This is a genomic window from Providencia alcalifaciens (assembly GCF_020271745.1).
Lineage (GTDB): Bacteria > Pseudomonadota > Gammaproteobacteria > Enterobacterales > Enterobacteriaceae > Providencia > Providencia alcalifaciens_B.
On the sequence record NZ_CP084296.1, the window covers coordinates 3,270,912 to 3,297,007 of the forward strand.

Genomic DNA, 26,096 nt, shown 5'->3' on the forward strand with positions numbered 1-26,096 from the left:
ATAGCCGGGCAGGTAAAATACAGGTTATTGGTGATGATACCAATAACCTGTTGGTTAAAAAGATAAATTATTAACGGCGCCTTGCAAGGGAAACGCTAAAAATGCCCCAATTGTCGATGGATTGTGTGATTTTTTCGAAGCCAGCTTCTTCGACTAAAGCATCCATTTCGCCTTGACTACGGCAGCGCATTACCCACGCTTGCCCACCTTGGTGACTTGGTAGCACTCGGGCAATCATCTCAACCTGTGGGTGCCATGGTTGGCAGGTATACACGAGTAGGCCACCGGATGGAATGGCACGCGAAAGCCCATTAAGGGAAGCGCGGATCAGCTCATTGCTTGGGAAGAGTTCATAAAGGCCGCTGACAATCCCTAAAGTCGGTGCAGGAGAAACTGCCGCGAGATCGTCGGCATCAAATGCGTTACCTTCTTCAAAGCGAACTTTATCCTCTAAGTAACGCTCTTTGATGTGCAAGCGACCTTGCTCAACGTTAATTGGACTGTAGTCACGCAGTAGAACGGAGTCGACTTTTCCGTAGTCATTAATGGCATCAAAAATGTAGCGGCCTTGGCCTGCGGCAATATCCATAATACGAACAGGCTTGCCATTATTAGTCAGTTCGCGAATAGCTTGGCGAATAATGTTTTCAATGTTGACTTTGCGCTGGCGTATCCCTTGCCAGCCAATGCTGTTGAGGTACTGCCTATCGATAATACGACCAAACAGACCGGAACCTTGCGCCTCGTTACGATAGACATAGTCGAGGGTAGAACCAGAATCAAAGCCTTTGTCGTAGCCAATACGTACGCCTTCAGATGCTTTGCCTAATGTACTCATCGATTTGCTCATGATTTTATAAGCAAGATTTTTCGGACAGTACTGTGGCAGCGGTACACTCAATGAGCGGAATGCATCGGCACTGGTGCTCCAGGTATCTTCAAATTGGTAATCATGTTGATACAGTGGAAGTGCAAATAATTTATCAACAAACTGACGGATCATTTCGATAGGAATATGGCGGTCTTTTTCACCTAATGTGTCGTGATAAAAACCGGGAAGAATATGCTTCTCTTTAATTGGAGTATTTAGGCGATCATAAAACTGATGCTGTGGTTTATGGTGAACCACATGGTCGCTACCTGAAATAAACAACTGGGTCGGTAAAGTGATGGCTGCGGCATCCGCGACCACACGGTCTGCGGTTGTATACAGTTCCAGAAGAATGTTCACGGCAATTGGGCGCGTGATCAGTGGGTCATTGTTAAACGATTGAATGCGTTGCTCATCGTGGGTTAAAAACTTGGCTTTTACATAAGAATTTACGTAGAACAAACCACGAACTTTTTGCATTAACCCTAAGCCTGTACGGGCAAATGGGACGTACAGTTTGACCTTAAATGCCGGGGAAGCTAGCACCATACCACGGATTTTAGGCGCATAGTCATGTACCCACGTAGAGACCAAAACGGCCCCAACACTTTGGCCAATAACAATAATATTTTCGAGTGGGATCTGATATTGCTCTGATACGTAATGGACAAATTCATCCACATCACGAATGGAAGTGCCTAACGATGGACTGTAGCCACGCGGACCCTCATTACGACCGTGTCCACGAGCATCCCACGCAAACATAGCAAAATCAGGGAGGTTCAATTCATCCACTAAATGCGCGACACGACCAGAGTGCTCATGACCACGGTGAAACAGAATAATGGCTTTATCGGTGATTTGTTCAGTTGGCCAATAACGATAAAACAAATTGGTATGATCACTGGTGGTAAATTGAGATTCGACAACGGTACGTTGAGTCGAATAGTCAGTGTGAGCGTTCATAATTCTTCCTTAATTATTTTCCGATACTGCACTTAATTCAGTCAGTGCGCGGCGAATACGGTTATAGCAGGTGTAGAGCAACAGCAGGGCAAGGGTGGTGAAAAGGATATTAATCCAACTTGCGGTCATCAGTTGCGGGAAAATACAGACAAACAACCCGAGCGCACCAAAAATAAAAGCGCGATCACTTTTACCAACGGGGCCATCATAACGACGAGATGCTCCAATCGCTTGAGCAATGACGCCAATAAATTCAGTCAAAATAGAGAGAAAGAGGATCAGTAAAATCCACCAAAATGCGTGCGGAAAAATCAGCACGAAAGGTAGGTATAAGGCAACATCAGAAATGACGTCGCCTAGCTCATTTAGCATTGCGCCCAGGTGGCTTTTTTGGTTATGCTCGCGTGCCAGCATGCCATCTATAGCATTGAGCGCCATGCGAATGAAAAGGACAAACGGCAGAAGGATAAACACATAAGGGCTAGGGAAAATGGCGAATAGCGCGCCAACGATAATTGATAACCCTAATGCTGCTAGGGTAATTTGGTTGGCTGTAATTCCCGCCTCAAACAGCTGACGAACGATAGGGCGTAATAGATTCTGAAACTTCGGCTTCAGATCATAAATGGTCATTCACTCATCCTTAAAATATACCGCATAGCGTGCAGTTTAGTGCTATATCAATACGCGATAATGTTTTAGCTGCAATAAGAGCTGTCCTAAGTTCATTGTTGCAACAATTTATCATTACAACTATTCATCGTTACAGTAATTCATAGTGACAACAAAAAGAGACTCAACGGTTGTTTTTTGAAAGAACAACTGAGAATTTAGAGGGAATGGATAGAAAAAAGTTCGCGTGTTTCAAAAAAGAAAAGACGCGCAGGCTTTAAAGAAAATGAGCGTCTTCTGAGGGATTAAATAAAATAAGCGACATCCAATTTATGAATGGCTTTTTTATCCACGTTTTTACTATCACTATTTTTGTTATCACTGTCTTTATGATTAATAGTAGAACGCATGCGTTTAAACTGGCTTGGAGTCATATTGGTGAGTTCTTTAAATTTACGGCAGAATGCACTGTGATCGGCATAGGCACATTTAATTGAAATATCCGTAATCGAATAGTCCTCTTCTAATAATTCAATCGCGTGTTCAAGGCGTTTCTTTTGAATATATTGTTGGGGAGTAATATGAAAGACAGTTTTAAATTGACGGTTGAGTTGTGATAATGACAACCCTGAAATTTCAGCCAGTGTCGTTATTTTAATGGCAGTATCAAAATGCTGACTAATATAGTGTTCAACGCGCCCCAATTGGCCATTTAATTTGGGACTTACTGATTTTTCATCCTGCAAATCTACTGAAATTCCCGCAACACCGATAACCTGATTTTTTGTATCAAAAATCGGCACCTTGGTTGTTAAACACCAGCCTAATAATCCTGCCTTATAGAGATGCAATTCCAATTTATTGATAACACTTATTTTTTTCTGCATAACCAAATAATCTTGGGAACTATAACTCTGACCTAAATCTGCATGGAAGATATCTTCTGCCGTTTTTCCTATCACGCCATTTGGTTGATCAACTTTACACCGCTTAGCCAAGTTTTCATTGGCAAGCAAGTATTTGGCATTACGGTCTTTAACGAAAAAAGTCACATTAGGAAGCGTATTAATCAGTGGCATCACCAATCCAAGATGATTTAACAAATTATTAATATTATCCACGGGGAAGAGCATGTTTTCCTGACTAATCAACAACAGTTTATTTAAATCAATCATATTGCGCTCCAATGCATTCAACTAATTTTAATAGTTATCTGAAATGTTTTTAAATTGTGCAGAAATACGCATGGGTTGATTCGAAAGATATCAAGAGTTGTTTACATAAATCAAGCATTCTATTAACAAATGATATTGATAAGGATAAACTGATGCGGAATAAATATAAGAAAATTGAAGTCATTGACTCTCATACCGCAGGGGAACCGACACGTTTAGTGATTGAGGGTTTTCCTGATTTAGGGAATGCAGACATGGCATCGCGCCTGCAAAAATTACGTACGGAATATGACCATTGGCGCTGTACTACAATTTTAGAACCGCGTGGAAATGATATTTTAGTGGGCGCATTACTTTGCAAGCCAGTGAATCCGAAAGCCGTCGCGGGGGTGATTTTCTTTAATAACGAAGGCTACTTAGGCATGTGTGGTCACGGCACCATTGGTTTGGTCGCATCATTGCATCACTTAGGACGCATAGGTTTCGGAGAGCATTTAATTGAAACTCCTGTCGGGGATGTGACCGCTAAATTACATGAAGATGGTAGCGTGAGCATTCAAAACGTCTACGCATACCGCTATCGCAAAGCCGTTCAAGTCAACGTACCGGAGGTTGGGCTAGTCACTGGGGATATTGCATGGGGCGGAAACTGGTTTTTCCTCGTCGAAAATTCGCCACTCGCTATCCAGTATGGGAATGCGAAGGCGCTGACTGAAATCTGTTTGAAAATCAAACAAGCTCTCGTTGACCAAGGTATTTTTGGTAAAGATAACCAAGAAATCGACCACATCGAACTGTTTGGTCATTGCGAAGACGCAGATAGCCAAAGTTTTGTGTTATGCCCGGGTGGTGCCTATGACCGTTCTCCTTGTGGCACAGGGACGAGTGCCAAGCTGGCGTGTCTTGCGGCAGACAACAAACTCGCGGAAGGCAAAATTTGGCGTCAGGCCAGTGTCATTGGTAGTCAATTCCAAGCGAGTTATCAGATTGCCGATGCTAACGGCATCATCCCGACTATTCGCGGAAATGCCTATATCAGTGGCGAAAATACCTTGTTGATTGATGAAAACGACCCGTTCCGCTTTGGGATCACGGTGGAGTGAGGTAAGCCAATGGAGAACAAATATTCTGTGATTGTGGTGGGTGGTGGCATTATCGGGCTCAGTATTGCGCTATCTGTCCAGAATCAAGGCACGGACGTTTTATTAGTCGATAAAAACCAAATTGGTTCTGGTGCCTCATTAGGTAATGCAGGGCATATCGCCACGGAGCAAGTGTTTCCTGTGGCTGACCCATCCGTTTTGAAATCAATTCCTAGCATGTTGCTCGACCCGTTAGGCGCACTGCGTATTGATTGGCGCTATATATTGCCGCTAACACCATGGTTACTGAAATTGTTGGGTAATATGCGTCACAAACCGTTTATGCATATTCACCATGTTCTTTCCATGCTCAATGGCGCGTCATTAGGCGCTTGGCAGGCATTTTCGAAGCAGTGGCAGCTTGAGGATTTAGTCAAAATCCAAGGTTCGCTGCTGGTGGCTGAAAAACAGCCAACCCTCGAGAAATTACGTCGCCACGGAGAGTATTTAAATAGCATGGGAGTGCATAACCAGCTGTTGGATCAGTCCCAATTGTTGGCGCAGCAACCTGAGCTTGCCAATAACCAAATTGGTGGATTGTTCTACCCCGAGACTGGGCACGTGGTGGATCTCGCCTTAATGCATGAGCGCTTAACCCAAGCATTCATACAGTTAGGGGGGAAAGTGCTGACTGAGTGTGAAGTCACGGCGATTGATTCGTCATCAGCCAGCCAAGCACGCTTGACCACATCACAAGGCGCATTTATCGCCGATAAAGTGGTGATTGCGGGGGGCGCATTTTCGAAATCCTTAGTGAAGATGGTGAGCCGCATTAATGTGCCGTTAGAAACGGAGCGCGGTTATCACTTGATGCTACCGAATGAAAAAGGGCGTTTATCTATCCCCATTTCCAGTATGGATCGTCGCTTTATTATGACGCCGATGAACGGTGGACTGCGTCTTGCAGGCACTGTGGAATACGCAGGATTAAAGCGTCCGCCGAATATGCAGCGCGCTCGTCACTTTTTACCGTTGGCTAACCCGATGCTAAAAACGCCATTGGATAGCCAAAATACCAGTGAGTGGATGGGGTTCCGTCCCACAATCTCAGATTCCTTACCGGTCATAGACCAAAAAGGCCCGTATGTTTTTGCTTTTGGGCATCAACATTTAGGGTTAACTCAAGCGGCAATTACCGCAGATATCGTCAATAACATGATCCACGGGCAACCGACACCGCTCGATTGCTCGCCTTTTTCGATTAAGCGCTTTCTTTAATTCAGGAGAATTATAATGAATTTCCATGGCATCCTTGTTCCGTTAGTGACTCCGTTTCATGATGACCTTTCATTGAATATCACTGCGTTAGCAGAGTTAACTGAAAAACTGATCGCCAGTGGTGTGACTGGGTTAGTTGTCTGTGGCACCACGGGTGAATACTACGCGTTAAATGAAGATGAACGCCAAACCGTATTAACTACGGTCAGTAAAATTGCCAAAGGGCGTGTGACGTTGATCGCAGGGATTAACGATTTATCTACCGAGGGCGCAATTAAACGCGCAGCACAAGCGAAAGAACTGGGTTACGAAGGGCTAATGTTGTCGCCACCACCGTACAGCTTGCCGGATCAAAACGGCGTTTATGCTCACTACGAAAAAGTGGCGAAGTCCACCTCGTTACCGATCATTATGTACAACTTCCCAGCCCGTATTGGTATCGAAATTGAGTTAGATACCGTGGTGAAATTGGCTGAAATCGACAATATAGTGGCTATCAAAGAGAGCAGCGGGAGCTTTAGCCGTGCTCTGCATTTGTTACAAACGCCATTTAAAAACTTTGAAGTAATTTGCGGTTGTGATGACCAACCTGTGGACTTTTTCTTTTGGGGCTCGAAAAGCTGGATAGCCGGTGCGGGTAATGTTTTCCCTGCCGAGCAAGTAGCAATTTATAACGCAGCGCAAAAAGGGGATTGGGCGAAGGCTAAGCAGATTATGCAAGAGATTTACCCAGCCATTTATTCCATGGAGTCAGGTAATTATAACCAAAAAGCCAAAGCGGGTTGCTTAAAAGGCACCTTTAACGTGGGGCCAGTTCGTTTGCCTCTGTCAAATATTAGCCAGCAAGAACGTCATGAGTTTCTTGCGCTGATCAAGCCGTAGGGAGGTTGACTATGTTGATCACCAAAGAGCAGATATTTGAACGAGCGAAACAGAGCCAACTGTGGGCGGGTAACTTAATTGCTGGCTACCAAAGTGGCAGTGCCAAACTCAAAAATTATACGCCTATTGATAATAGCGCGATTGGTTATATTGCCGATGGCAGTGCGCAAGATGTTCATGCGGCAGTGAACATTGCCCGAGAAACCTTTGAAGAGGGTAGTTGGAGCGGGTTATCGCCACAGGAACGTAAGCAAGTGATGCTGCGCTGGGCACAATTAATCGAAAAACACAGTGAAGAGTTGGCTGCGTTAGATTGTGTGGATGCGGGGAAACCCATCACGGAGTGTCTGAATACAGACTTACCTGCGACAGTGGAAACCTTCTATTGGTATGCGGAAGCTATCGACAAGTTGTTTGGCAAAATTGCGCCAACGGGTCGCCAAGAAATGGGATTGATTGTTCATGAGCCGATTGGCGTTGTAGGCGCAGTTTTACCTTGGAACTTCCCTGCTCAAATGTTTGCATGGAAAGTGGCGCCAGCCTTGGCTGTTGGGAACTCAGTGATCGTCAAACCCGCGGAGTTAACTTCCTTGAGTGCCTACCGCATGGTGGAACTGGCTTATGAAGCTGGCGTACCTAAAGGCGCGTTAAGTTTAGTGTGTGGACTGGGTGAGAAAGTCGGGGAAGCCTTAGGACGCCATCCAGATGTGGATGTGGTGTCGTTTACGGGTTCAACAGAAGTGGGGCGTTTATTCCTGAAATACTCCGCGGAAAGTAACCTAAAAGAGATTGTCTTGGAATGTGGCGGAAAAAGTCCACAAGTGGTTTTTGAGGACGCTGACTTAGATGCGGCTATTCCTCATATTATGGCGGCAGCGTTCTGGAATATGAGTGAAAACTGTAGCTGTGGCTCGCGTTTAATTGTGCATGAAAATGTCAAAAAATCCTTACTCGAAAAGTTAACCACTGCGGCATCAACATGGCAAGTGGGTGACCCTCGCGAGGCAGGGGTCTCTATTGGCCCAATGATTGAACAGGCGCATTTTGACAAAGTGAAGTCGTTTTTAGATACCACCGTTAAAGAGGGTGGACAATTGGTGACAGGAGGAAAAATACGCAGTGATCTCGGCTCAGGATGGTACATCGAACCGACTATCTTTGATGCTATTACGCCAGAAATGTCTCTCTTTCGACATGAAGTATTTGGTCCCATTTTAGCCGTCACATCGTTTAAAACTGATGACGAGGCGGTCAATTTAGCGAATGACACTCACTACGGATTGGCTGCATCGTTTTATAGCCAAAATGTCCATCGAGTGATGAATATTGCTCGTCGTATCAATGCGGGGACGGTGTCTGTCAACGGATTTAGCGAAGGTAATATCACCACGCCATTTGGTGGTTTCCGTCAATCAGGTTTTGGTGGAAAAGACAACGGCTTAGAAGCCTTTGAGCAATACACCCAAACGAAAGTTATCTGGTTTATCAATCAGTAAAATAACATTGACCTGAACCTTGCGGGGTTCAGGTTTCGACCCTTGCAAATACACAAATACAATTACAATAGTCGAGGAGTACATATGGAAGCCATCGTTAATACCATCGTTGGTTACATCTGGGGTAATGCTCTCGTATTCTTATCTCTGGGTGTCGGCCTCTATTTCACATTAGCAACACGCGGTGTTCAGTTTCGTTACATCGTCAAAATGGTCTGTTTATTAAAAGAAAATAAAGCATCAAAAGACGGGATATCCTCATTCCAAGCCTTCTGTTTAGCATTATCGGGGCGCGTTGGAGTTGGTAATATTGCAGGGGTGGCAACTGCGATTGCGGCAGGTGGCCCTGGTGCAATTTTTTGGATGGTTGTCATGGGCTTACTTGGCGGTGCGAGCGCCTTTATTGAGTCTACACTGGCACAGATTTATAAGCAGCGTTCTGATGAACAATATCGTGGTGGTTCGCCGTACTATATTGAAAAAGGATTGAAATTAAAGCCTTTTGCTATCTTTGTAGCGGCAGTGATCTGTTTATCTTACGGTGTGTTGGTACCGGGTATTCAAGCCAATACTATCGCGGATTCGTTCCAAACGGCATTTAATATTCCACCAATGGCAACAGGCGCATTAGTGACGGTATTAATGGCGTGGTTGATTTTTGGTGGCGTGAAACGTATTGCGAGTGCAGCCGATAAAATCGTTCCTATCATGGCATTAGCTTATATCGTGATGATGGTGATCATTTTGGGCAGCCACTGGGATAGTGTACCAGGCATGTTCAGCCTAATTTTCCGCAGTGCGATGGGAATGGATGCGGTATTTGGTGGGATCGTGGGTACTGCAGTGTCTTGGGGCGTACGTCGTGCCGTGTTTTCAAACGTGGCAGGAGCAGGTGAGGCGACGTTCAGTTCTGCAGCAGCAGAAGTTAGCCATCCGGTAAAGCAAGGTCTTATCCAAGCGTTTTCTATCTATATTGATACAGTTGTCGTGTGTACGGCATCAGGGCTAATGATTTTAGTCACTAATATGTACAACGTATTCCCTGATGGTTCAGCGACCGCTCTTGTGGAGTATGTGCCGGGTGTGGCAGCAGGAACTGCATGGACTCAAATGGCGGTATCTACGGTGTTTACCTCAGCAGGTTCCGGCTTCGTTTCTATTGCAGTATTCTTGTTCGCCTTCACAACGCTCATGGCTTACTACTATATTGCAGAAACCACTATTGTTTACCTTGATCGTAAGCTTAAATACCCTGTGCTCAAGCTGATTTTGAAATTCGTTTTTCTCGTGATTGTCTTTATGGGAAGCGTACAGTCAGTCAGTATTATGTGGGGACTCGGGGATATTGGTTTCGGCAGCATGAGCTACTTAAACTTGATTGCGATTGTCTTCTTATCGAAACCTGCATTGAGAGCATTACGTGATTTTGAAAGACAAACCAAGTTAGGTGTTGACCCGGTGTTTGATCCGAAAGTCGCAGGTATAGAAAACGCAGAATTATGGGAAGAAATCAGTCGTGAATATCATTCGAAAGGCGTTGGGATTGATAAAATCGATGGTTCTGGGAAGGTAAGCGAGAAATTACTTAAGGAAGAATAAGTTAGATTAGAAATGGCGGTGAGGGAGGGATTCGAACCCTCGATACGTTGCCGTATACACACTTTCCAGGCGTGCTCCTTCAGCCTCTCGGACACCTCACCGTTTTTCTAAATTGTGGTTGTAGAATTTGTTATAAATAACTTGTCCTTCAACGGGGCGCTACTATAGGGAAAAGAGCGCCCTCCGTCAACTCCCAATTAAATAAAAATCCACTTTTTTCTATCGTTTAGCTAAATAAAAATCAATTTGGTTATTCTCTAATCTTAAAAAATTATTGTTGATTAGGAATTGATAATAAATTGTTTATTTAAACTTCAAGCAATTAATCCAGATTCCGTTAACTCCTTAACAAAATCCTCATCTTATGGATATAAACACGTGGTATTGACTTGAAAATAAACACCATTACGCACACTCTGGTGGAAACCTATAAGGAGTTGCCATGAATATTTTATTTTACCATCCATTTTTTGATGCCAATCAGTGGATTGAAGGCATGCGTGCTCGATTGCCTCAAGCCAATATTCGCCAATGGAAGCCGGGAGATACCGAACAGGCAGATTATGCCATGGTATGGCTTCCTCCTTATGAATGCCTTGCGGGTCGACAAGACTTAAAAGGGATTTTCGCATTAGGCGCGGGTGTGGATGCCATTCTAAAGCAAGAGCAAGATAACCCGGGGACACTACCGGCAGGCGTTCCGCTGATGCGCTTAGAAGACACGGGTATGGCTATCCAAATGGAAGAGTATGCTACTGCAAAAGTATTGTATTACTTCCGTCGCATGGATGAGTACCGTCAGTTGCAATCTCAGCGTCAATGGAAACAATTACCAGCCTACACCCATGACCAGTTTGTGGTGGGCGTGATGGGCGCAGGGGCGTTAGGTCAAGCAGTGGCAAAACGCTTAGCCAGTTTTGGTCTTAAAGTCAGAACCTGGAGTCGCTCAGAAAAGCAGATCCCAAATGTGAAAAGTTACTATGGGCAAGACCAGTTAGCGGATTTCTTATCAGGAACCCGTGCGATTGTGAACTTACTGCCAAGCACACCAGAAACAATTGGTATTTTGAATCATCAATTATTCAGCCAGCTGGAACAGAACGCCTATATTATTAACCTCGCCCGAGGTGCGCACTTAATCGAGCAAGACTTGTTGGAAGCATTAGAAAAAGGGCAAGTCGCAGGCGCGTCTCTCGATGTTTTTGCCACCGAGCCACTGCCACATATGCACCCATTCTGGACACATCCGCGTATCGCCATTACACCACATGTTGCCGCGTTTACGTTGCCGAATGAAGCGATGGATATGATTGCGAGTAATATTCAGCGGATTGAAAGGGGCGAGCAGCCAGAGGGGATAGTCAATTTAGCCCAAGGCTACTAAATCCTCTTCATACTTCACGCTGTGGCGTTGTTGTCTGCTCTCGGTCACTCGGGTCACATACTTTTGTATGCTCCCCGAGATAACCTCGTTTGACGCCTAGCCACAGCGCGAATTATTTTGAGGATGCTTTATAGCGAATGATTTTTTATTTAAGAAATCATCATTAGCGACTATCAGCGCCATATATAGGACTATGTCATATATGGTATTGCTCAAAGCGTGGGTTTTCTGTTTTTTCAGGTATACTGCATCGCATAATGATCACGAAAAAGTGATTGCAGGAAAATCGTCAACAGGAAGAAAACCATGAATGAATTCTCTATCGTCTGCCGCATTTTAGGTACCTTATTTCAACGTTCTCCGGACGATGCGCTTGTGAAGCCTCTTATTGATATGATTGCGCAAGATAAGCTCAAAGCCTCATGGCCGTTGGAGCAAGATGAGCTGTGGGCAAGAATGGCGAAGGCAGTTGACCACAAGGCTATCACAGCAGACTATCAATCGATGTTTGGTAGTGAACCAACGGTTCCACCTTTTGCTCACCGCTATGATGAAGAAATCACTGAAGCGGAAATTCGCGAATTCCTAGTGACCCGTGGAATGACCTTAACCGATGCCCCAACGGATGCATTTGGTGCGCTACTGTTAGCCGCATCATGGCTAGAGGACCAAGCCGCTGAAGATGAAACTGCCGCGCAAGAAGAGCTTTTCGACAGCTATATTCTGAGCTGGTATGGCGCATTTCTGGGGAAAGTTGAGGCTCACGCGACAACGCCGTTTTACCGTACATTAGCGCAAATTACCCGCGATGCCGTAATTGCACTGCGTGATGAATTAGAATCTGACTCAGAAAATGATGATGAATAAGTGACACTGTCACTTGCTGATTAATTAAAACGAGTTATTACGAATGATTATTTAGCATTAAAGATAAATGACGTTTCAATAAAAAAGCAACCTATCAAAAAGGTTGCTTTTTTCATTTTTCGATTATCAATTTATCAATCAAAAATATTTATGGTCAATTAATCAACCATTGGAATAACTAATTTACCTGGTTTGATTTCTAAACCTTTCGCGAGTTTTTTCGCAGTGGCTTCTGCGGCGCTGTTATCAGGGTTGAGCACGTAAACAGGCTGAGTCGCAAAGAAGGTATCAAGGGAGCTATTTAAATAGGGGATCACCACGGAAATGGCGGTCTCCATATTTTCCGGTGTAATTTTATATTGGGTAATTTTCAACTCTTTTAAATAGATAGAGCCTGTTTGTGCATCAAAGACAGGGCGTGCGGTTAACGTCAGTGCAATATCGGCCGCGGCTGTACCCAGCAGTGAATTCATTGTGACAGTGGCTTCGCCTTTTAATGCAATAATGCCAGGTTCGCTACGACCAATTTCTGATTGCAAGTTATGTAAGGTGATATCCGCATCCGCAAACCCAGTAATACCAATATTATTTTCGTACTTAACCTTGGTCGCAAGGTAACTGTTAATTTGTGATTCACTGATAGTAAATTCGGTTAATTTGTCACAACCCGTGAGAATAAATAGCAATCCAAAGATAGATGCTAAGAAAATGTTTTTCATAATCACTCCTTTATACAGTAATAACCCAAGTGTAACGTATTACTGCCCGCTCAACATGACTGTTTCAATTTTTTTACGGTTAAATTGGCGATGAAGCGCCCACAAGGTGATAAAACCAATAGTGCCGAGCAAGAACCAAGGAAGCTGAGGTATATTCCATTGGTGCCCAATATCGTACATCCAACCGCCACCGGTATAGCCAACGGCGCCGCCAAGCGCAAGACCGAGTCGGCTAAAGCCCATGTAACTACCACGAGCGCGAGGGTCGGCAAGGGATGCGCTCAAGGTTTCACGAGCAGGATCGGCGGTGATAGTGCCTAAATAGAAAATACCAATCAACACAAACAGAATATTGACCGATGTGGTCATACCGATAGGGAACATGCTCAGGCTCATTAAAAATAGCCCGGCCATCAAACGTTGCTCTAAGCGGAAATGTTTTTCGCTCCAACGGGCAATCGGATAAAGCAACGTCAGGGAAATTGCCGCTTCAATGGCGTACATCCATTTCACCGCCGTTGGTGTTCCTGCCAATTCGTTAACGGCGATAGGAAACATCAGCATCACTTGTACTGACAGCATAAAATAGCCAGAAAGTGTGATCACATAGGTCACAAAACGGGTATCTTTCAAGACACGGCGCATCCCATCACGAATAGGGGCTTTAATAGTGGAGATGCGATAAGCAGGGAGTAACCAAGCATTAAGCAGAGCCGCAATCACGAACACCGCCGCGCCAGCCCAGCAAACATAGTGGAAGTCATATTGTAAAAGCCAGCTACCAATTAATGCCCCAATTACCGCGCCAGCGCTGTCCTGCATAAATAATAAGGAGTAAAAACGTCCGCGTTCGTAAGGGCGGGTCAATTTAATCACTAAAGCCGTGCGAGGAGGATCAAACAAAGTGCCGCCAAGGGCAGACAACACACAAGAAAGCCATAACACCCAAGGGTCATAAGCCAAAGCCATCAACACAAAGCCCGCAGCACGCAACAGCATCCCAATAATAATTAAAGGTTTTGCACCAAAACGGTCGGCAATAGCTCCCCCAAAAATCCCAAATCCCTGCTGCACAAATTGGCGAAGTCCAAGGGCAAACCCAACCACCACAGCAGCCCAGCCAAGCTGCTCAACAAAGCGAATTGAAATCAAAGGGAAAACCACGAAAAAGCCAAGAACAACCAGCATATTATCGAGTAAAAGGAAATATTTGCCGAGGCTTCTTGCCCGTGATACCTGCGCCATGAAACACCATAAAAAAGTAGTAACGGAAGGAATGATTCTTATTAATAGTATCAGGAGTTTGGCGGGAATGATGGTATATGCACCATGATATTTTTTTATCGATAAATCCGTCATATTTCCCATTATAGGGGTGTTGGCTGCGCTCACTCGCCCTCGTCACATACTGGTGTATGCTCCAAGGGACTCATTTGCTTGCCGCCTACCTCTAATGTGAACTATTTAGGATTTGGGGTGGGGACATTTCCCATGATAGGGGTGTTGGCTGCGCTCACTCGCCCTCGTCACATACTGGTGTATGCTCCAAGGGACTCATTTGCTTGCCGCCTACCTCTAATGTGAACTATTTAGGATTTGGGGTGGGGTATTTCCCATTATAGGGGTGTTGGCTGCGCTCACTTGCCCTCGTCACATACTGGTGTATGCTCCAAGGGACTCATTTGCTTGCCGCCTACCTCTAATGTGAACTATTTAGGATTTGGGGTGGGGACATTTCCCATGATAGGGGTTTTGGCTACGCGCATTAGTCTTAGCCCCTTATGATATATAGTGGATTGTTTTTTTATCAACAGCACTTAAATACTTCAACCGCTCAAAAAATGACTTAATTATAGAGAGAATTGAATTAGTTAAGTGATAAATTTAAGTTATAATTCAAGCATCGAAAGTAAGACTGGTAACACTACTAATTAAGGGCTAACGATGTTTGGTTATCGTTCAAATGAACCCAAAGTGCGTCTAATGACTGACAGAATGATTATCCGTTTAGCCTATGAACGAGATAATTACCGACTTGCAGACTATTACAGCTTAAACAAAGAATTCCTGACGCCATGGGAACCCACCCGTGACAACTCCCATTTTAACCCTTCAGGCTGGAATAACCGACTACATGCTATGAGCGAAATGCATCGCCAAGGCAGTGCGTTTCATTTCCTTTTACTGGATAAAGATGAAAACGAAGTGATTGGCGTCGCGAATTTTAGCAATATTTTACGTGGCTCCTTCCACGCGTGCTATCTGGGCTATTCGCTGGGTGAAAAATGGCAGGGGCAGGGGCTGATGTATGAAGCTCTAACCCAAATTATTCGTTACATGCAAAAACACCAAGGTATGCATCGCATCATGGCAAATTATATGCCCCATAATATGCGCAGCGGTAACTTGTTAACTCGCCTTGGTTTTGAACGTGAAGGTTATGCAAAGCAGTATCTCGAAATTAATGGAGAATGGCGCGACCACGTATTAACGGCATTGACTGACAACGAATGGAAGTCGACTAAAGCCTAAACATTTACTCTACAATCGTAGTCAGTCTTGCCATCCGCTGTTAAACTGCTGCGATTGTCTTCTTTTAGTCTAGCAATCATGAATTTATTAAAATCTTTAGCGGCAGTCAGCTCGATGACGATGATGTCACGGGTTTTAGGCTTCATTCGTGACGCCATTATTGCCCGTGTATTTGGTGCTGGGGCGGCTTCCGATGCCTTCTTTGTTGCCTTCAAACTCCCTAATTTATTACGCCGAATTTTCGCAGAAGGGGCATTTTCTCAAGCGTTTGTTCCCATTCTTGCCGAATATAAAAACCAGCAAGGCGAAGAAGCTACGCGAACGTTTGTGGCCTATATTTCGGGGATGCTTACGTTGGCATTAGCGATTGTGACGGTTGTCGGCATGTTTGCTGCGCCATGGGTCATTTATGTGACGGCGCCGGGTTTTACCACGGATGCAGATAAATTTGCGCTAACGACAGATTTATTGCGTGTGACGTTCCCTTATATTTTCTTGATTTCATTAGCATCATTAGCGGGTGCGATCCTTAATACGTGGAACCGTTTTTCGGTACCGGCGTTTGCACCGACATTATTAAACGTCAGTATGATTTTCTTTGCAGCGTTTGCTGCGCCATATTTTGACCCGCCGATTATGTCTCTGGCTTGGGCGGTTCTTGTCGGTGGTGTGCTGCAATTGGGTTATCAATTACCGCATTTAAAGAAAATTGGTATGTTGGTGTTACCGCGTTTATCGTTCCACGATAGTGGTGTTTGGCGAGTGATGAAGATGATGGGACCGGCGATTATCGGGGTGTCCGTTGCGCAAATTTCATTAATTATCAATACGATTTTCGCCTCGTTCCTGCAATCAGGTTCGGTATCATGGATGTATTATGCTGACCGCTTAATGGAGTTACCTTCTGGGGTGCTTGGTGTCGCGCTGGGTACTATCTTACTACCCTCACTCTCTAAAAGTTTTACCAGCGGAAATCACCAAGAATATCGCCATTTAATGGATTGGGGATTACGTTTATGTTTATTACTGGCGCTGCCATGTGCGGTGGGGCTAGCGATATTATCTGAAGCGTTAACGGTTTCACTTTTTCAATATGACAAATTTACCGCTCACGATTCTTTGATGACCCAGTATGCATTAATGGCCTATTGTGTGGGCTTAACGGGAATGATCTTAGTGAAGATTTTGGCGCCAGGCTTCTATTCTCGCCAAGATATTCGTACTCCGGTAAGAATTGCGATAGTCACTTTGATCTTGACTCAGTTAATGAACTTAGCGTTTATTGGGCCTCTGCAACATGCAGGTTTAGCGCTGTCTATTGGGCTGGCAGCGTGTTTTAACGCAGGTGTTCTGTATTGGCAATTACGCAAGCAAGATATTTTTCAGCCGTTAGCAGGCTGGCGTGCTTTCTTAGTTAAATTGTTTGTTGCCTTAGCGGTGATGGTGGTGGTGCTATTTGGTGTGCTGTACTTTATGCCTCCGTGGCAAGACGGCAATATGCTGATGCGCATGTTACGTTTGATAGGGGTGGTGATTGTGGGAGCAGGGAGCTACTTTGTGGCGCTGTATCTATTAGGCTTCCGCCCACGTGACTTTATGAAGCGTAGTATTGCGTAGTGCTTAATCTCTGCATCTGAATTTAATGTATTAGCCTTATATCGAACAAACTCCCCCCTCAATCGAGGGGGAGTAGACAATTACGGATGATAAGCGGACTCGCCATGAGTGGTAATATCTAATCCATCGCACTCTTCTTCTGGGGAAACCCGCAGACCAACTAGCTTATCTGCCAGTTTAAAGGCGATAAATGCCACAACACCCGACCAGACAATGGTGACCACAATGCTCTCAAGCTGAACAAAGACTTGGTGGGATAACGTGACGTTGTCACGATAACCGAGTCCCCCAAATAGTGTTGAGGTAAATACGCCTGTGAGTATGCAGCCAACAATACCGCAGGTGCCATGGATACCAAAAACATCACACACATCATCGGCTTTTAACCAACGTTTTAAGACGACAACCCCCCAAAGCCCAATAATTCCCCCGACAATACCAATAATCAGTGCACCAATAGGACCAACTGTACCCGCCGCTGGCGTAATAGCGACTAAGCCTGAGATACAACCGGAGCAGCTTCCGAGCATGGAGGGCTTTCCTCGCAATAACCATTCAGTGAATGTCCATGAAAGGATAGCGCCAGCCGTTGCAATCACCGTGTTGATAAGCGCCAGTGCAGCAATATTATTGGCACTGCCAGCAGAACCTACGTTAAAGCCAAACCACCCAATGTACAGCACGGCGGTACCCATAAAGACCATCGGTAAGTTATGGGGCTTTAGCACCACTTGGCTGTAGTCACTGCGTTTACCCAGTAAATAGGCGCCAACCAGAGCCGCGACAGCGGCATTAATGTGCACTACGGTTCCCCCTGCAAAATCGAGGGCGCCATCATCGAACAGCCATCCGCCTTCAGCCCATACCATATGTGCGATAGGCACATAGGAGAAGGTAAACCAAATCACAGTAAAAATAAGAAGTGCAGAGAAACGTACTCGTTCGCCCAGCGCTCCGACAATTAACGCGAGGGTAATAACCGCAAATGAACCTTGGAAGGCAACATGAATATATCGGTTAATGGAACCCGATAAATCATCGATGGACATCGCACTGAGAAACGTTAAAGAGCCATCCCCAAAGATTTTATTTCCGGCTGTGAAGGCGAGGCTGTAACCAAACACAAACCAAAGAATAATCACCACACTAAAAATCAGCATCACTTGGGTGATCAGCGATAACACGTTTTTGCTGCGTAATAATCCGCCATAAAACAGCGCAATGCCGGGGATGGTCATAAAAAATACCAATGCCGTACAGATCAACATAAAGGCGTTATCGGCTTTATCAACGGCATTCACTTCCGATGCATAGGCGGGAAGTGCGAAATAACTTAAGGCGAAGAGTGCGGCAGGTAACCAGAGTCGTCTCATCGTTTATCTCCCTTAGAGTGCGTCATCGCCGGATTCGCTGGTACGAATGCGAACGGCCTGTAGAAGTTCAAAAACAAATAGCTTTCCATCCCCCACTTTCCCCGTATCTGCGGTACGGATAATCGCATCGAGGACTGGCTCCAGTAGGTCATCGCTGATAGCGATTTCCATTTTGGTTTTGGGTAGAAAACTCACTTCATATTCCGCACCACGGTAAAGCTCTGAATGACCTTTCTGTCTGCCATATCCTTTAACTTCACAGATAGTCATTCCTTGAATTCCTAATTCAGTGAGTGCTTCACGAACATCTTCTAATTTGAACGGTTTAATAATTGCGATGATGTACTTCATAAATTCCCCTGTCTTTTTGAAAAGGCAAAAGAGATAAAGCAAGCATCGTGCCAAATGTTAATCTTTTGTTTTTAGGGAGTAATACATTGAAATGCGAGAAATAATGAGAGGTTGCTCACCAAATAAGTGCAAATCGTATATCAATTACAATAAATTGTTCGAAAATAGTGCAGGCAAGAAAGTGAAAAAGGGAAGTGGGGAGTGGGGAGTGAAAAGCAAAAAGCCCAGCAAAGTGGGCTTTAAGCAAAATAATAAAACTTACATTCTTTCGACGGTTTCGATACCTAACGTATCCAGACCCGCTTTTAACGTTTTTTGCGTTAATAAGGCCAGTTTTAAACGGCTTTGACGTTGTGCATCTGTGTCTGCCGACAAAATAGGGCAATGCTCATAGAAGCTAGAGAACAGACCCGCTAAGTCATACAGATAAGCGCACATAACGTGTGGCGTACCTTCACGTGCAACAGTCAAGATAGTCTCTTCAAACTGCATTAAACGTGTTGCTAATGCCATTTCATGTGGCGCTTCTAACACGATTGGTAAGGTTAAATCCGCTTCGGTAATGTCTGCTTTCTTGAAGATAGAGGCAACGCGGGTATAGGCATATTGCATATATGGCGCGGTGTTACCTTCAAAGGCTAACATATTGTCCCAATCGAAAATGTAGTCAGTAGTACGATTTTTAGACAAGTCAGCATATTTAACTGCACCAATACCCACGACATTCGCAAGATTCAGTAATTCATCTTCAGCCATATCCGGGTTTTTCTCACGGATTAGCGTTTGGGCACGTTCAACGGCTTCATCTAACAGGTCAGACAGACGAACAGTACCCCCTGAACGGGTTTTGAATGGCTTACCATCTTTTCCTAACATCATTCCGAACATATGGTGTTCAAGCGCCATAGATTCTGGGATATAGCCAGCTTTACGGACGATAGTCCAAGCTTGCATTAAATGTTGATGCTGGCGGGAGTCGATGTAATACAAGGAGCGGTCAGCATGTAAGGTTTCATAACGGTATTTAGCGCAGGCGATGTCGGTGGTGGTGTATAGGAAACCGCCATCTTTCTTCTGGACGATAACGCCCATCGGTTCGCCTTCTTTGTTTTTGAATTCATCAAGGAAAACCACCGTTGCGCCTTCACTTTCTACGGCTAAACCTTTGGCTTTCAGGTCGGCAACGATGCCTGGCAGCATACTGTTGTATAGGCTTTCACCCATCACATCGTCTTCCGTCAAGGTGACGTTTAAACGGCGGTAGGTTTCTTGGTTTTGTTGCATGGTGATATCAACCAGTTTACGCCACATTTTACGGCAGTATTCATCACCAGATTGTAATTTCACCACGTAACCACGGGCACGAACGGCAAAGTCTTCGTCTTCGTCGTAATGTTTTTTCGCTTCACGGTAGAATTCTTCGAGGTCTGAAAGTGCCATATCGCTGGCATCTTCATTTTGCACTTTTTCTAAATAAGCAATCAGCATCCCGAACTGTGTGCCCCAGTCACCTACGTGGTTAGCGCGGATCACTTTGTGACCGATAAATTCTTGGGTACGAGCGGCTGCATCACCAATAATCGTGGAGCGTAAATGACCGACGTGCATCTGTTTTGCAACGTTAGGCGCGGAGTAGTCAATAACGATGGTTTCGGCTTTGACAGGTGCTAGCCCTAAACGGTCACTGGTCAGCGCGTTTTCTGCGTGAGTGGCAATCCATGCAGGGTCGATAAAAATATTGATGAAACCGGGACCGGCGATTTCAATTTTTGATGCGATACCTTCGAGATCTAATTGGCTGACAATTTGCTCGGCCAGTTGTCGTGGAGGCAGACCCATTTTTTTCGCAGCTCCCATCACGCCGTTAGCCTGATAGTCACCAAATTGCGCTTTAGCTGATTGACGAACAAGGGCGTCACAGCCTTCTGGAGCTCCCGCTGCTAGCATTGCAGCACTGATTTTATCTGAAAGAATAGCCTGAATATTCACCGGATTACCTTAAATAACGAACATAGTTACCGCATTGTGCCATTTCATGGGCGTAACTAAAAGGTGGAAGAGAAAAAACGGCAGGTTTTATACCATATTTTGGGGGAGTCGTGCTACAGTCTGGCGCTTGTTTCACTTTTTATTATCTTTGTTTTTTATCTATAGAGTTATATGAATGTTAGATTTCGATAAAATCCCTCAGTTAAATGATTTATGGTGTGACCTGCCTAATTTTGAAAAAAACGTGACGGCAATGGCGCATACACTTGGCTTGTCTCTGACAGATTATGTGATTGACCATATTTCCGTGCGTTGCCATCATCAGGCAACGGCGGAGCGTTGGCATGATGGGCTATTACAATGCGCCGAGTTACTTTCTGATAACGTGATCAACGGCCGCCCAATTCGTCTTTATGACCTGAAAAATCCCATTCAAGTCGCTGGGCAAGATGTTTATATTATTGAGCTGCCTTTTCCAAAAGATAAAATCTATCCTCAAGAGAGCTGGGAACATATTGAAATGGTGATTGAGGTCGCGCCAGAATTATTGCCAGAGATAGCCCGCCGTTTATTACCGGATACCTTACCTGAAGGGTACTCTTATAAAGTAAGTCAACCTAAAGGTCAGCAAGAAAGACTGCCAAATCCGACTTTAGCCGTGACAAACGGCTTGATTACCCTCAAATATCATCCATTTTCCCTTAGAAACATCGTTGAAAGCGAAAAATAAGTGATGCGATTAACGTTATTGATCATTATTCAGAGTCAACTCTAAATGGTGTGATATCACGCAGATAACATTTAACAAAAAATGGCATAGTTAGTTGAATGCCTAATAAAAAGCACGTTTTAACCCTCAATTTCAGCTCATATTCTACTGAGCTTATGACCATTTTGGAGATCTTCATGGCGAAACTGGAAATTTGCTGTTTTGGTATAGAATGCGCCCAAGTTGCGCAAGAATATGGTGCAGATCGTATTGAGCTCTGTTCGGGGGCAGCAGATGGAGGGCTAACACCAAGTTACGGCTATTTAAAACGGGCGAGAGAGAAACTTCACATTCCTGTTCATCCTATTATTCGTCCACGTGGTGGCGATTTTTGCTATAACGTGAGTGAATTTGATGTGATCCGTGAAGATTTACAGATGATCAAGGAGATGGGGTTTCCCGGCGCAGTAGTGGGGATCTTAGATACAGAAGGGCGCATTGATATCGAACGGATGCAGACCTTAATGGAAATTGCGAATGGAATGGAAATTACTTTCCATCGTGCTTTTGATATGTGTATCAATCCATTACTGGCATTAGAGCAACTTAAAAACCTTGGAGTGGCGCGTATTTTAACATCCGGTCAGCAGCAAAGTGCTGAATTAGGTTTGCCACTATTGAAAGAGTTACACGAAAAAAGTCGCGAAATTAATGGCCCAATCATTATGGCTGGCGCGGGAGTCCGGTTGGCGAATATAACCAAGTTTATGGAAATTGGTCTAACGGAAGTGCACAGCTCCGCAGGGAAAACCGTCCCTTCCAGTATGAATTACCGCAAAGTCGGTGTCACGATGGCATCGAACAGCGAAACCGATGAGTTCACGCACTACTGTGTAGATGGACCAACGGTGGAAGCGATGATGGACTTTATTTCTATAACGGAAAAAGTACCTGCATAAATCATAAATTCAGAATAGGACTGACTGAATTTATGATAGGGAGAGTTAAGATAGGGAGGCTAAATACCTCCCTGAGGTTGATGACAAAGAGGGATAAAAGCGTGGTTTTTCCCTCTTTGTGTTATCAGGCGAAAATCAATGAATTGATTTTCCTTGTTAATTTTACAACCCCAAAAGAGCCATTTCCAAACCTGATGGGTTTGTCAATGTTCTAAGGGAGGCTAAATACCTCCCTTTGTTTTTAGATTTTTGAACTGAATAAAAACTAAAAACAGCTAAATGAATTTTAAGGAAAAAATCATGCTGAAAAAAATTGTATTAACGTCATCACTTTTGCTCATCACAACTTCCTCGTTTGCGTTTTCATTAGCTGAAAAAGAGAAGCATCAAAAATATGAAACGGAAGTTTCCTCTCAAATCACGACATTAAATAAAACCTGTGGGTCCGACATTAAAGCGAATTTTGACTGGGCTACCTTTTCAAAAGAGCAACTCGAAACCATGGGTATCGATGGTTATAGTAAAGAGATGCTTAAGGGGATAGCGAATGTCTGTGAACACTCTGAACTCGCAAAACAGTCAGTCGGTGAGAAAATCAAAAACATTACCTATTCCTATACCAAGCCTAGAGCGATTGAGTTAAAAGATGGCACGCTATCGTTAGGAATGGATTTTGATTCTGCGAATGATGCAAAAGCCGTTGAAGAGTATTTGATGAGTAATTTGTAGTCGTTATTTTTGTGGCACAACAATGAAACCCCCCGCGAGTTGTCGATGAACTTTTAGGGGGTTTGTCATGTACGGTCTGTGAGAATTGCCGCCTGACAATATTACGGTTTTTTCGCCACTAAAATCGCACGTAGAGGGGCTGGATAGCCTTCGATGGTTTTGGTTTGATCGTTAGGGTCTAAAAATTCCGCTAACGAATCCGTTTGCATCCATTCAGTGCGACGCTGTTCGTCTAACGAGGTCACGGCTTGGTCAACAATGCGTACGTCTACAAAACCGCATTTCTCTAGCCACACTTTGAGCATTTTGGCGGAAGGAATAAAATAAACGTTGCGCATTTGTGCATAGCGGTCGCCGGGGATCAGGCATTGGAATTCATCACCTTCAATCACCAAACTTTCTAACACTAATTCTCCTTCACTGACTAATTGATCTTTTAATTGATATAAATGGTCGAGTGGGGAGCGACGATGATACAGAACGCCCATCGAGAATACGGTATCAAAGGCTTTTAAGGCAGGCAGTTGTTCAATACCTAATGGTAATAAATGTGCGCGTTGGTCATCACCTAACAGTTTTCTAACTGCTTCAAACTGACATAAAAACAGTTCAGTAGGATCGATGCCGACAACAAACTGTGCTTCTTCGCCCAGCATACGCCACATGTGATAACCACTTCCGCAGCCCACATCTAACACATGACGACCTTTTAATGGGGAAATATGTGGCAGAACGCGATCCCATTTCCAATCTGAGCGCCATTCGGTATCGATATTGACGCCATATAGAGAAAATGGGCCTTTACGCCATGGTTTCAATTGCCCCAAGATATTGTTTAAACGGCGAGTTTCGCCTTCGGTTAATTCTGGGTCGCGCGTCGCAGTAACGCTATTTTTAATATCTAACTGGGTCGGCGTCATGACAGGCAGGTTATCTAACATTTTCTCCCATGAAGAGAACCCACCGTGTAGTCCTTCTTTCTTCCAGGCTGCCAGTTGAGCAGGCAAGGTTTCTAACCAATGGCTAAGAGGGCCAACGGCAATTTGTTGATAAAAACGACCGAAATCGATCATTGCAGCCCCTCTTTTAATGCTAATAATGAACCGAAGTTAAAACATTGGAACCAGACTTCACAATGTGTGAATCCGACGCGTTTTAGGCGAGTTTTATGCGCTTCAACAGAGTCGGTGAGCATGACGTTTTCGAGCATGCTGCGTTTTTGGCTGATTTCGAGTTCGCTATACCCATTGGCGCGTTTGAAATCATGGTGCATGTTGAATAGTAACTCACCAATTTGCTTATCTTCAAAATTGAACTTCTCAGATAACACTAAAATCCCGCCGGGTAATAACCCTTGGTAAATTTTAGTGAGTAATTTCTCGCGATCATCGGGGTTTAAAAACTGCAATGTGAAGTTAAGGATAACCATAGACGCATTTTCAATATGAATATCGCGAATATCTCCTTCGATAACCTCGACGGGCGTTTGTGCTTTATACGCATCAATATGACGGCGGCAGCGTTCGACCATGGCGGGTGAATTATCGACAGAAATGATTTTGCAGTTTTCCACTGAAATATTTCGACGAACAGACAGGGTGGCGGCACCAAGGGAACATCCCAGATCATAGACTTGGCTATTTGGTGTCACAAAACGCCCCGCTAGCATCCCAATCATGGTGATGATATTGGAGTAACCCGGTACGGAACGTTGGATCATATCGGGGAAAACTTCAGCTACTTTTTCATCAAACTTCCAGTCACCTAAATTGGCGATTGGCGCGGAGAAAAGGCTGTCTTTATGGTTTGGATCCTGACTTGACATAGACTTGTATTAATTAGCAGAACAAAAGTAGTGGCGGATTGTAGCAGAAAGCCATATAACCTGAAAACAACATAACTTGAAAACAATATAACTTGAAAACAATAGAACCTGAAAACCAATCCGCACAGAAGGAAGGGAAAATTAAAAGGTGAACGACACCATTTGTACCCATGGTAGATAATAGGCATTGGCCATGATCATTAAGGTGAGTGCCAGATACGTTCCCATCATTCCCATTCGTCGTTGTGAATAGTCATGGTTTTTTAAACCGTAAGAGTGGAGCATGCGGCTTACAATCAGTAGAATGCCGCAAACATGGATCATCCAAACTTTGGCGCCATTCATCTCCATTAACAGTAATAAAATTAATGAAACTGGAATGTATTCGATGGCATTGCCATGCACACGGATAGCGGTTTGCAGTTCAGAAAAACCACCATCACCAACAGAAACACGGTACTGATTTCTTAGCTTTACGACATTGAGTGATAGTTTCAGTATCAGTAAGGCCCCTAGTACAGCGTATAAAGAACTGACCATTTTTTATTCTACCTCTATGGAGATAAATTAAATTTTCTAAATTTTAAGACCTAATCAGTAAATCTACAAATAGAAATATATCGCTATTGATAATTCATTTTTGAATTACTTAATGAGGTTATCCGCTTTAAGTTGCGCCAAGACAGCAATGGCGGTGATAGAGCAGCGGTCTGCATCATTGGAATCCAACCACACTAATTCAGCAATTTCAGCCGCAGGTTGAGGGATGCCGTCGTAATCGGCTTGGTAGCAACGAATACAAACTTGCGTACCATCTTGTTTGCCATCAGCCAATCCGGTGAATTCTCCGTAGAACCGGATAGATTCAGGGAGTAAGGTTAATGTGAGTTCCTCATCGATTTCGCGAGAAAGCGCCTGTTGGTCAGTTTCACCCTGCTCACGTTTTCCGCCAGGAATATAAAATAGGGTTTTATTATGGGAACGAACCATGGCAACTTTGCCATTTTGAATGGTAATTAAACCTAATTTATCAATGATTTTAGTGCTCATCTTTTACCTTAACCTGTTAGAGGTTACTGTC

The 26,096-nt window shown here is 44.3% G+C and carries 24 protein-coding genes and 1 tRNA gene; 12 read left to right on the plus strand and 13 right to left on the minus strand.

The genetic code is table 11. From position 1 onward, the window contains the following. Positions 1 to 70 precede the first annotated feature (70 nt). From LDO51_RS15090 to LDO51_RS15100, 3 genes are all read right to left on the minus strand, one after another. Complete coding sequence (locus LDO51_RS15090; RefSeq protein WP_225575212.1) at positions 71 to 1,837, minus strand: bifunctional alpha/beta hydrolase/class I SAM-dependent methyltransferase; 1,767 nt, start codon at positions 1,835 to 1,837, stop codon at positions 71 to 73. 9 nt (positions 1,838 to 1,846) lie between these two features. Further along, entirely contained in the window at positions 1,847 to 2,470 is a 624-nt protein-coding gene (locus LDO51_RS15095; protein ID WP_225575213.1) for a CDP-alcohol phosphatidyltransferase family protein, read from the minus strand. A gap of 284 nt (positions 2,471 to 2,754) precedes the next feature. After that, the gene (locus LDO51_RS15100) at positions 2,755 to 3,624 is read right to left on the minus strand and encodes an AraC family transcriptional regulator (protein ID WP_225575214.1); all 870 of its coding nucleotides are present in this window, start codon (positions 3,622 to 3,624) and stop codon (positions 2,755 to 2,757) included. Between the two features lie 152 nt (positions 3,625 to 3,776). Between LDO51_RS15100 and LDO51_RS15105 the strand changes: the two genes are divergently transcribed. The 5 genes from LDO51_RS15105 to LDO51_RS15125 all read left to right on the plus strand — a co-directional run bounded on the left by LDO51_RS15105 (position 3,777) and on the right by LDO51_RS15125 (position 9,961). Continuing rightward, positions 3,777 to 4,727 (plus strand): 4-hydroxyproline epimerase, encoded by a 951-nt coding sequence (locus LDO51_RS15105; protein ID WP_225575215.1) that lies wholly within the window; start codon positions 3,777 to 3,779, stop codon positions 4,725 to 4,727. A 9-nt stretch (positions 4,728 to 4,736) separates the two neighbouring features. Next, positions 4,737 to 5,984 carry an NAD(P)/FAD-dependent oxidoreductase gene (locus tag LDO51_RS15110; RefSeq protein WP_225575216.1) on the plus strand — a complete coding sequence of 416 codons (1,248 nt, stop codon included), beginning with the start codon at positions 4,737 to 4,739 and terminating at the stop codon, positions 5,982 to 5,984. 15 nt (positions 5,985 to 5,999) lie between these two features. Further along, complete coding sequence (gene dapA, locus LDO51_RS15115; RefSeq protein WP_225575217.1) at positions 6,000 to 6,866, plus strand: 4-hydroxy-tetrahydrodipicolinate synthase; 867 nt, start codon at positions 6,000 to 6,002, stop codon at positions 6,864 to 6,866. A gap of 11 nt (positions 6,867 to 6,877) precedes the next feature. Then, positions 6,878 to 8,362, plus strand: coding sequence for an aldehyde dehydrogenase (locus LDO51_RS15120; RefSeq protein WP_225575218.1), 1,485 nt, complete (start codon positions 6,878 to 6,880; stop codon positions 8,360 to 8,362). Positions 8,363 to 8,446: 84 nt separating this feature from the next. Then, a complete protein-coding gene (locus tag LDO51_RS15125) occupies positions 8,447 to 9,961 on the plus strand; it encodes an alanine/glycine:cation symporter family protein (protein ID WP_225575219.1) in 1,515 nt (504 codons plus the stop codon). 13 nt (positions 9,962 to 9,974) lie between these two features. Here the strand turns inward: LDO51_RS15125 and LDO51_RS15130 are convergent. Then, a tRNA-Ser gene (locus tag LDO51_RS15130) sits at positions 9,975 to 10,062 on the minus strand. A 341-nt stretch (positions 10,063 to 10,403) separates the two neighbouring features. Between LDO51_RS15130 and ghrA the strand changes: the two genes are divergently transcribed. After that, entirely contained in the window at positions 10,404 to 11,345 is a 942-nt protein-coding gene (ghrA, locus tag LDO51_RS15135; RefSeq protein ID WP_225575220.1) for a glyoxylate/hydroxypyruvate reductase GhrA, read from the plus strand. Between the two features lie 306 nt (positions 11,346 to 11,651). Beyond that, complete coding sequence (locus tag LDO51_RS15140; RefSeq protein ID WP_225575221.1) at positions 11,652 to 12,212, plus strand: TorD/DmsD family molecular chaperone; 561 nt, start codon at positions 11,652 to 11,654, stop codon at positions 12,210 to 12,212. A 158-nt stretch (positions 12,213 to 12,370) separates the two neighbouring features. Here LDO51_RS15140 and LDO51_RS15145 read toward each other — a convergent pair whose 3' ends face one another. Next, positions 12,371 to 12,931: a lipoprotein gene (locus tag LDO51_RS15145; protein WP_225575222.1), complete on the minus strand. Its 561-nt coding sequence runs from the start codon at positions 12,929 to 12,931 to the stop codon at positions 12,371 to 12,373. A gap of 39 nt (positions 12,932 to 12,970) precedes the next feature. Beyond that, the gene (gene mdtH / locus LDO51_RS15150) at positions 12,971 to 14,176 is read right to left on the minus strand and encodes a multidrug efflux MFS transporter MdtH (protein WP_224060980.1); all 1,206 of its coding nucleotides are present in this window, start codon (positions 14,174 to 14,176) and stop codon (positions 12,971 to 12,973) included. Positions 14,177 to 14,875: 699 nt separating this feature from the next. Between mdtH and rimJ the strand changes: the two genes are divergently transcribed. Both rimJ and murJ read left to right on the plus strand, forming a co-directional pair. Beyond that, positions 14,876 to 15,463 carry a ribosomal protein S5-alanine N-acetyltransferase gene (rimJ, locus tag LDO51_RS15155; RefSeq protein ID WP_036954560.1) on the plus strand — a complete coding sequence of 196 codons (588 nt, stop codon included), beginning with the start codon at positions 14,876 to 14,878 and terminating at the stop codon, positions 15,461 to 15,463. Between the two features lie 78 nt (positions 15,464 to 15,541). Then, on the plus strand, positions 15,542 to 17,080 hold the full coding sequence (murJ, locus tag LDO51_RS15160; protein WP_225575223.1) for a murein biosynthesis integral membrane protein MurJ: 1,539 nt from the start codon (positions 15,542 to 15,544) through the stop codon (positions 17,078 to 17,080). An 80-nt stretch (positions 17,081 to 17,160) separates the two neighbouring features. Here the strand turns inward: murJ and amtB are convergent, their stop codons facing one another. From amtB to argS, 3 genes are all read right to left on the minus strand, one after another. Next, the gene (gene amtB / locus LDO51_RS15165; RefSeq protein WP_225575224.1) at positions 17,161 to 18,453 is read right to left on the minus strand and encodes an ammonium transporter AmtB; all 1,293 of its coding nucleotides are present in this window, start codon (positions 18,451 to 18,453) and stop codon (positions 17,161 to 17,163) included. A gap of 12 nt (positions 18,454 to 18,465) precedes the next feature. Beyond that, the gene (locus LDO51_RS15170; protein ID WP_225575225.1) at positions 18,466 to 18,804 is read right to left on the minus strand and encodes a P-II family nitrogen regulator; all 339 of its coding nucleotides are present in this window, start codon (positions 18,802 to 18,804) and stop codon (positions 18,466 to 18,468) included. 258 nt (positions 18,805 to 19,062) lie between these two features. After that, the gene (gene argS / locus LDO51_RS15175) at positions 19,063 to 20,793 is read right to left on the minus strand and encodes an arginine--tRNA ligase (protein WP_225575226.1); all 1,731 of its coding nucleotides are present in this window, start codon (positions 20,791 to 20,793) and stop codon (positions 19,063 to 19,065) included. Positions 20,794 to 20,968: 175 nt separating this feature from the next. Here argS and LDO51_RS15180 point away from each other — a divergent pair, with 175 nt between their 5' ends. The 3 genes from LDO51_RS15180 to LDO51_RS15190 all read left to right on the plus strand — a co-directional run bounded on the left by LDO51_RS15180 (position 20,969) and on the right by LDO51_RS15190 (position 23,190). Then, positions 20,969 to 21,523, plus strand: a complete 555-nt coding sequence (locus tag LDO51_RS15180) for a VOC family protein (RefSeq protein ID WP_225575227.1) — start codon at positions 20,969 to 20,971, stop codon at positions 21,521 to 21,523. Positions 21,524 to 21,699: 176 nt separating this feature from the next. Beyond that, entirely contained in the window at positions 21,700 to 22,461 is a 762-nt protein-coding gene (cutC, locus tag LDO51_RS15185; RefSeq protein WP_225575228.1) for a copper homeostasis protein CutC, read from the plus strand. Between the two features lie 300 nt (positions 22,462 to 22,761). Beyond that, complete coding sequence (locus LDO51_RS15190; protein ID WP_225575229.1) at positions 22,762 to 23,190, plus strand: hypothetical protein; 429 nt, start codon at positions 22,762 to 22,764, stop codon at positions 23,188 to 23,190. A 101-nt stretch (positions 23,191 to 23,291) separates the two neighbouring features. Here the strand turns inward: LDO51_RS15190 and cmoB are convergent, their stop codons facing one another. The 4 genes from cmoB to LDO51_RS15210 form a co-directional block, all read right to left on the minus strand. Further along, positions 23,292 to 24,263 carry a tRNA 5-methoxyuridine(34)/uridine 5-oxyacetic acid(34) synthase CmoB gene (cmoB, locus tag LDO51_RS15195; protein WP_225575230.1) on the minus strand — a complete coding sequence of 324 codons (972 nt, stop codon included), beginning with the start codon at positions 24,261 to 24,263 and terminating at the stop codon, positions 23,292 to 23,294. Continuing rightward, positions 24,260 to 25,015, minus strand: a complete 756-nt coding sequence (gene cmoA / locus LDO51_RS15200; RefSeq protein WP_225575231.1) for a carboxy-S-adenosyl-L-methionine synthase CmoA — start codon at positions 25,013 to 25,015, stop codon at positions 24,260 to 24,262. The genes cmoB and cmoA overlap by 4 nt, the downstream gene beginning before the upstream one ends. A gap of 141 nt (positions 25,016 to 25,156) precedes the next feature. Continuing rightward, positions 25,157 to 25,555 carry an MAPEG family protein gene (locus tag LDO51_RS15205; protein ID WP_225575232.1) on the minus strand — a complete coding sequence of 133 codons (399 nt, stop codon included), beginning with the start codon at positions 25,553 to 25,555 and terminating at the stop codon, positions 25,157 to 25,159. 105 nt (positions 25,556 to 25,660) lie between these two features. After that, a complete protein-coding gene (locus LDO51_RS15210; RefSeq protein ID WP_225575233.1) occupies positions 25,661 to 26,065 on the minus strand; it encodes an NUDIX hydrolase in 405 nt (134 codons plus the stop codon). Positions 26,066 to 26,096 lie beyond the last annotated feature (31 nt).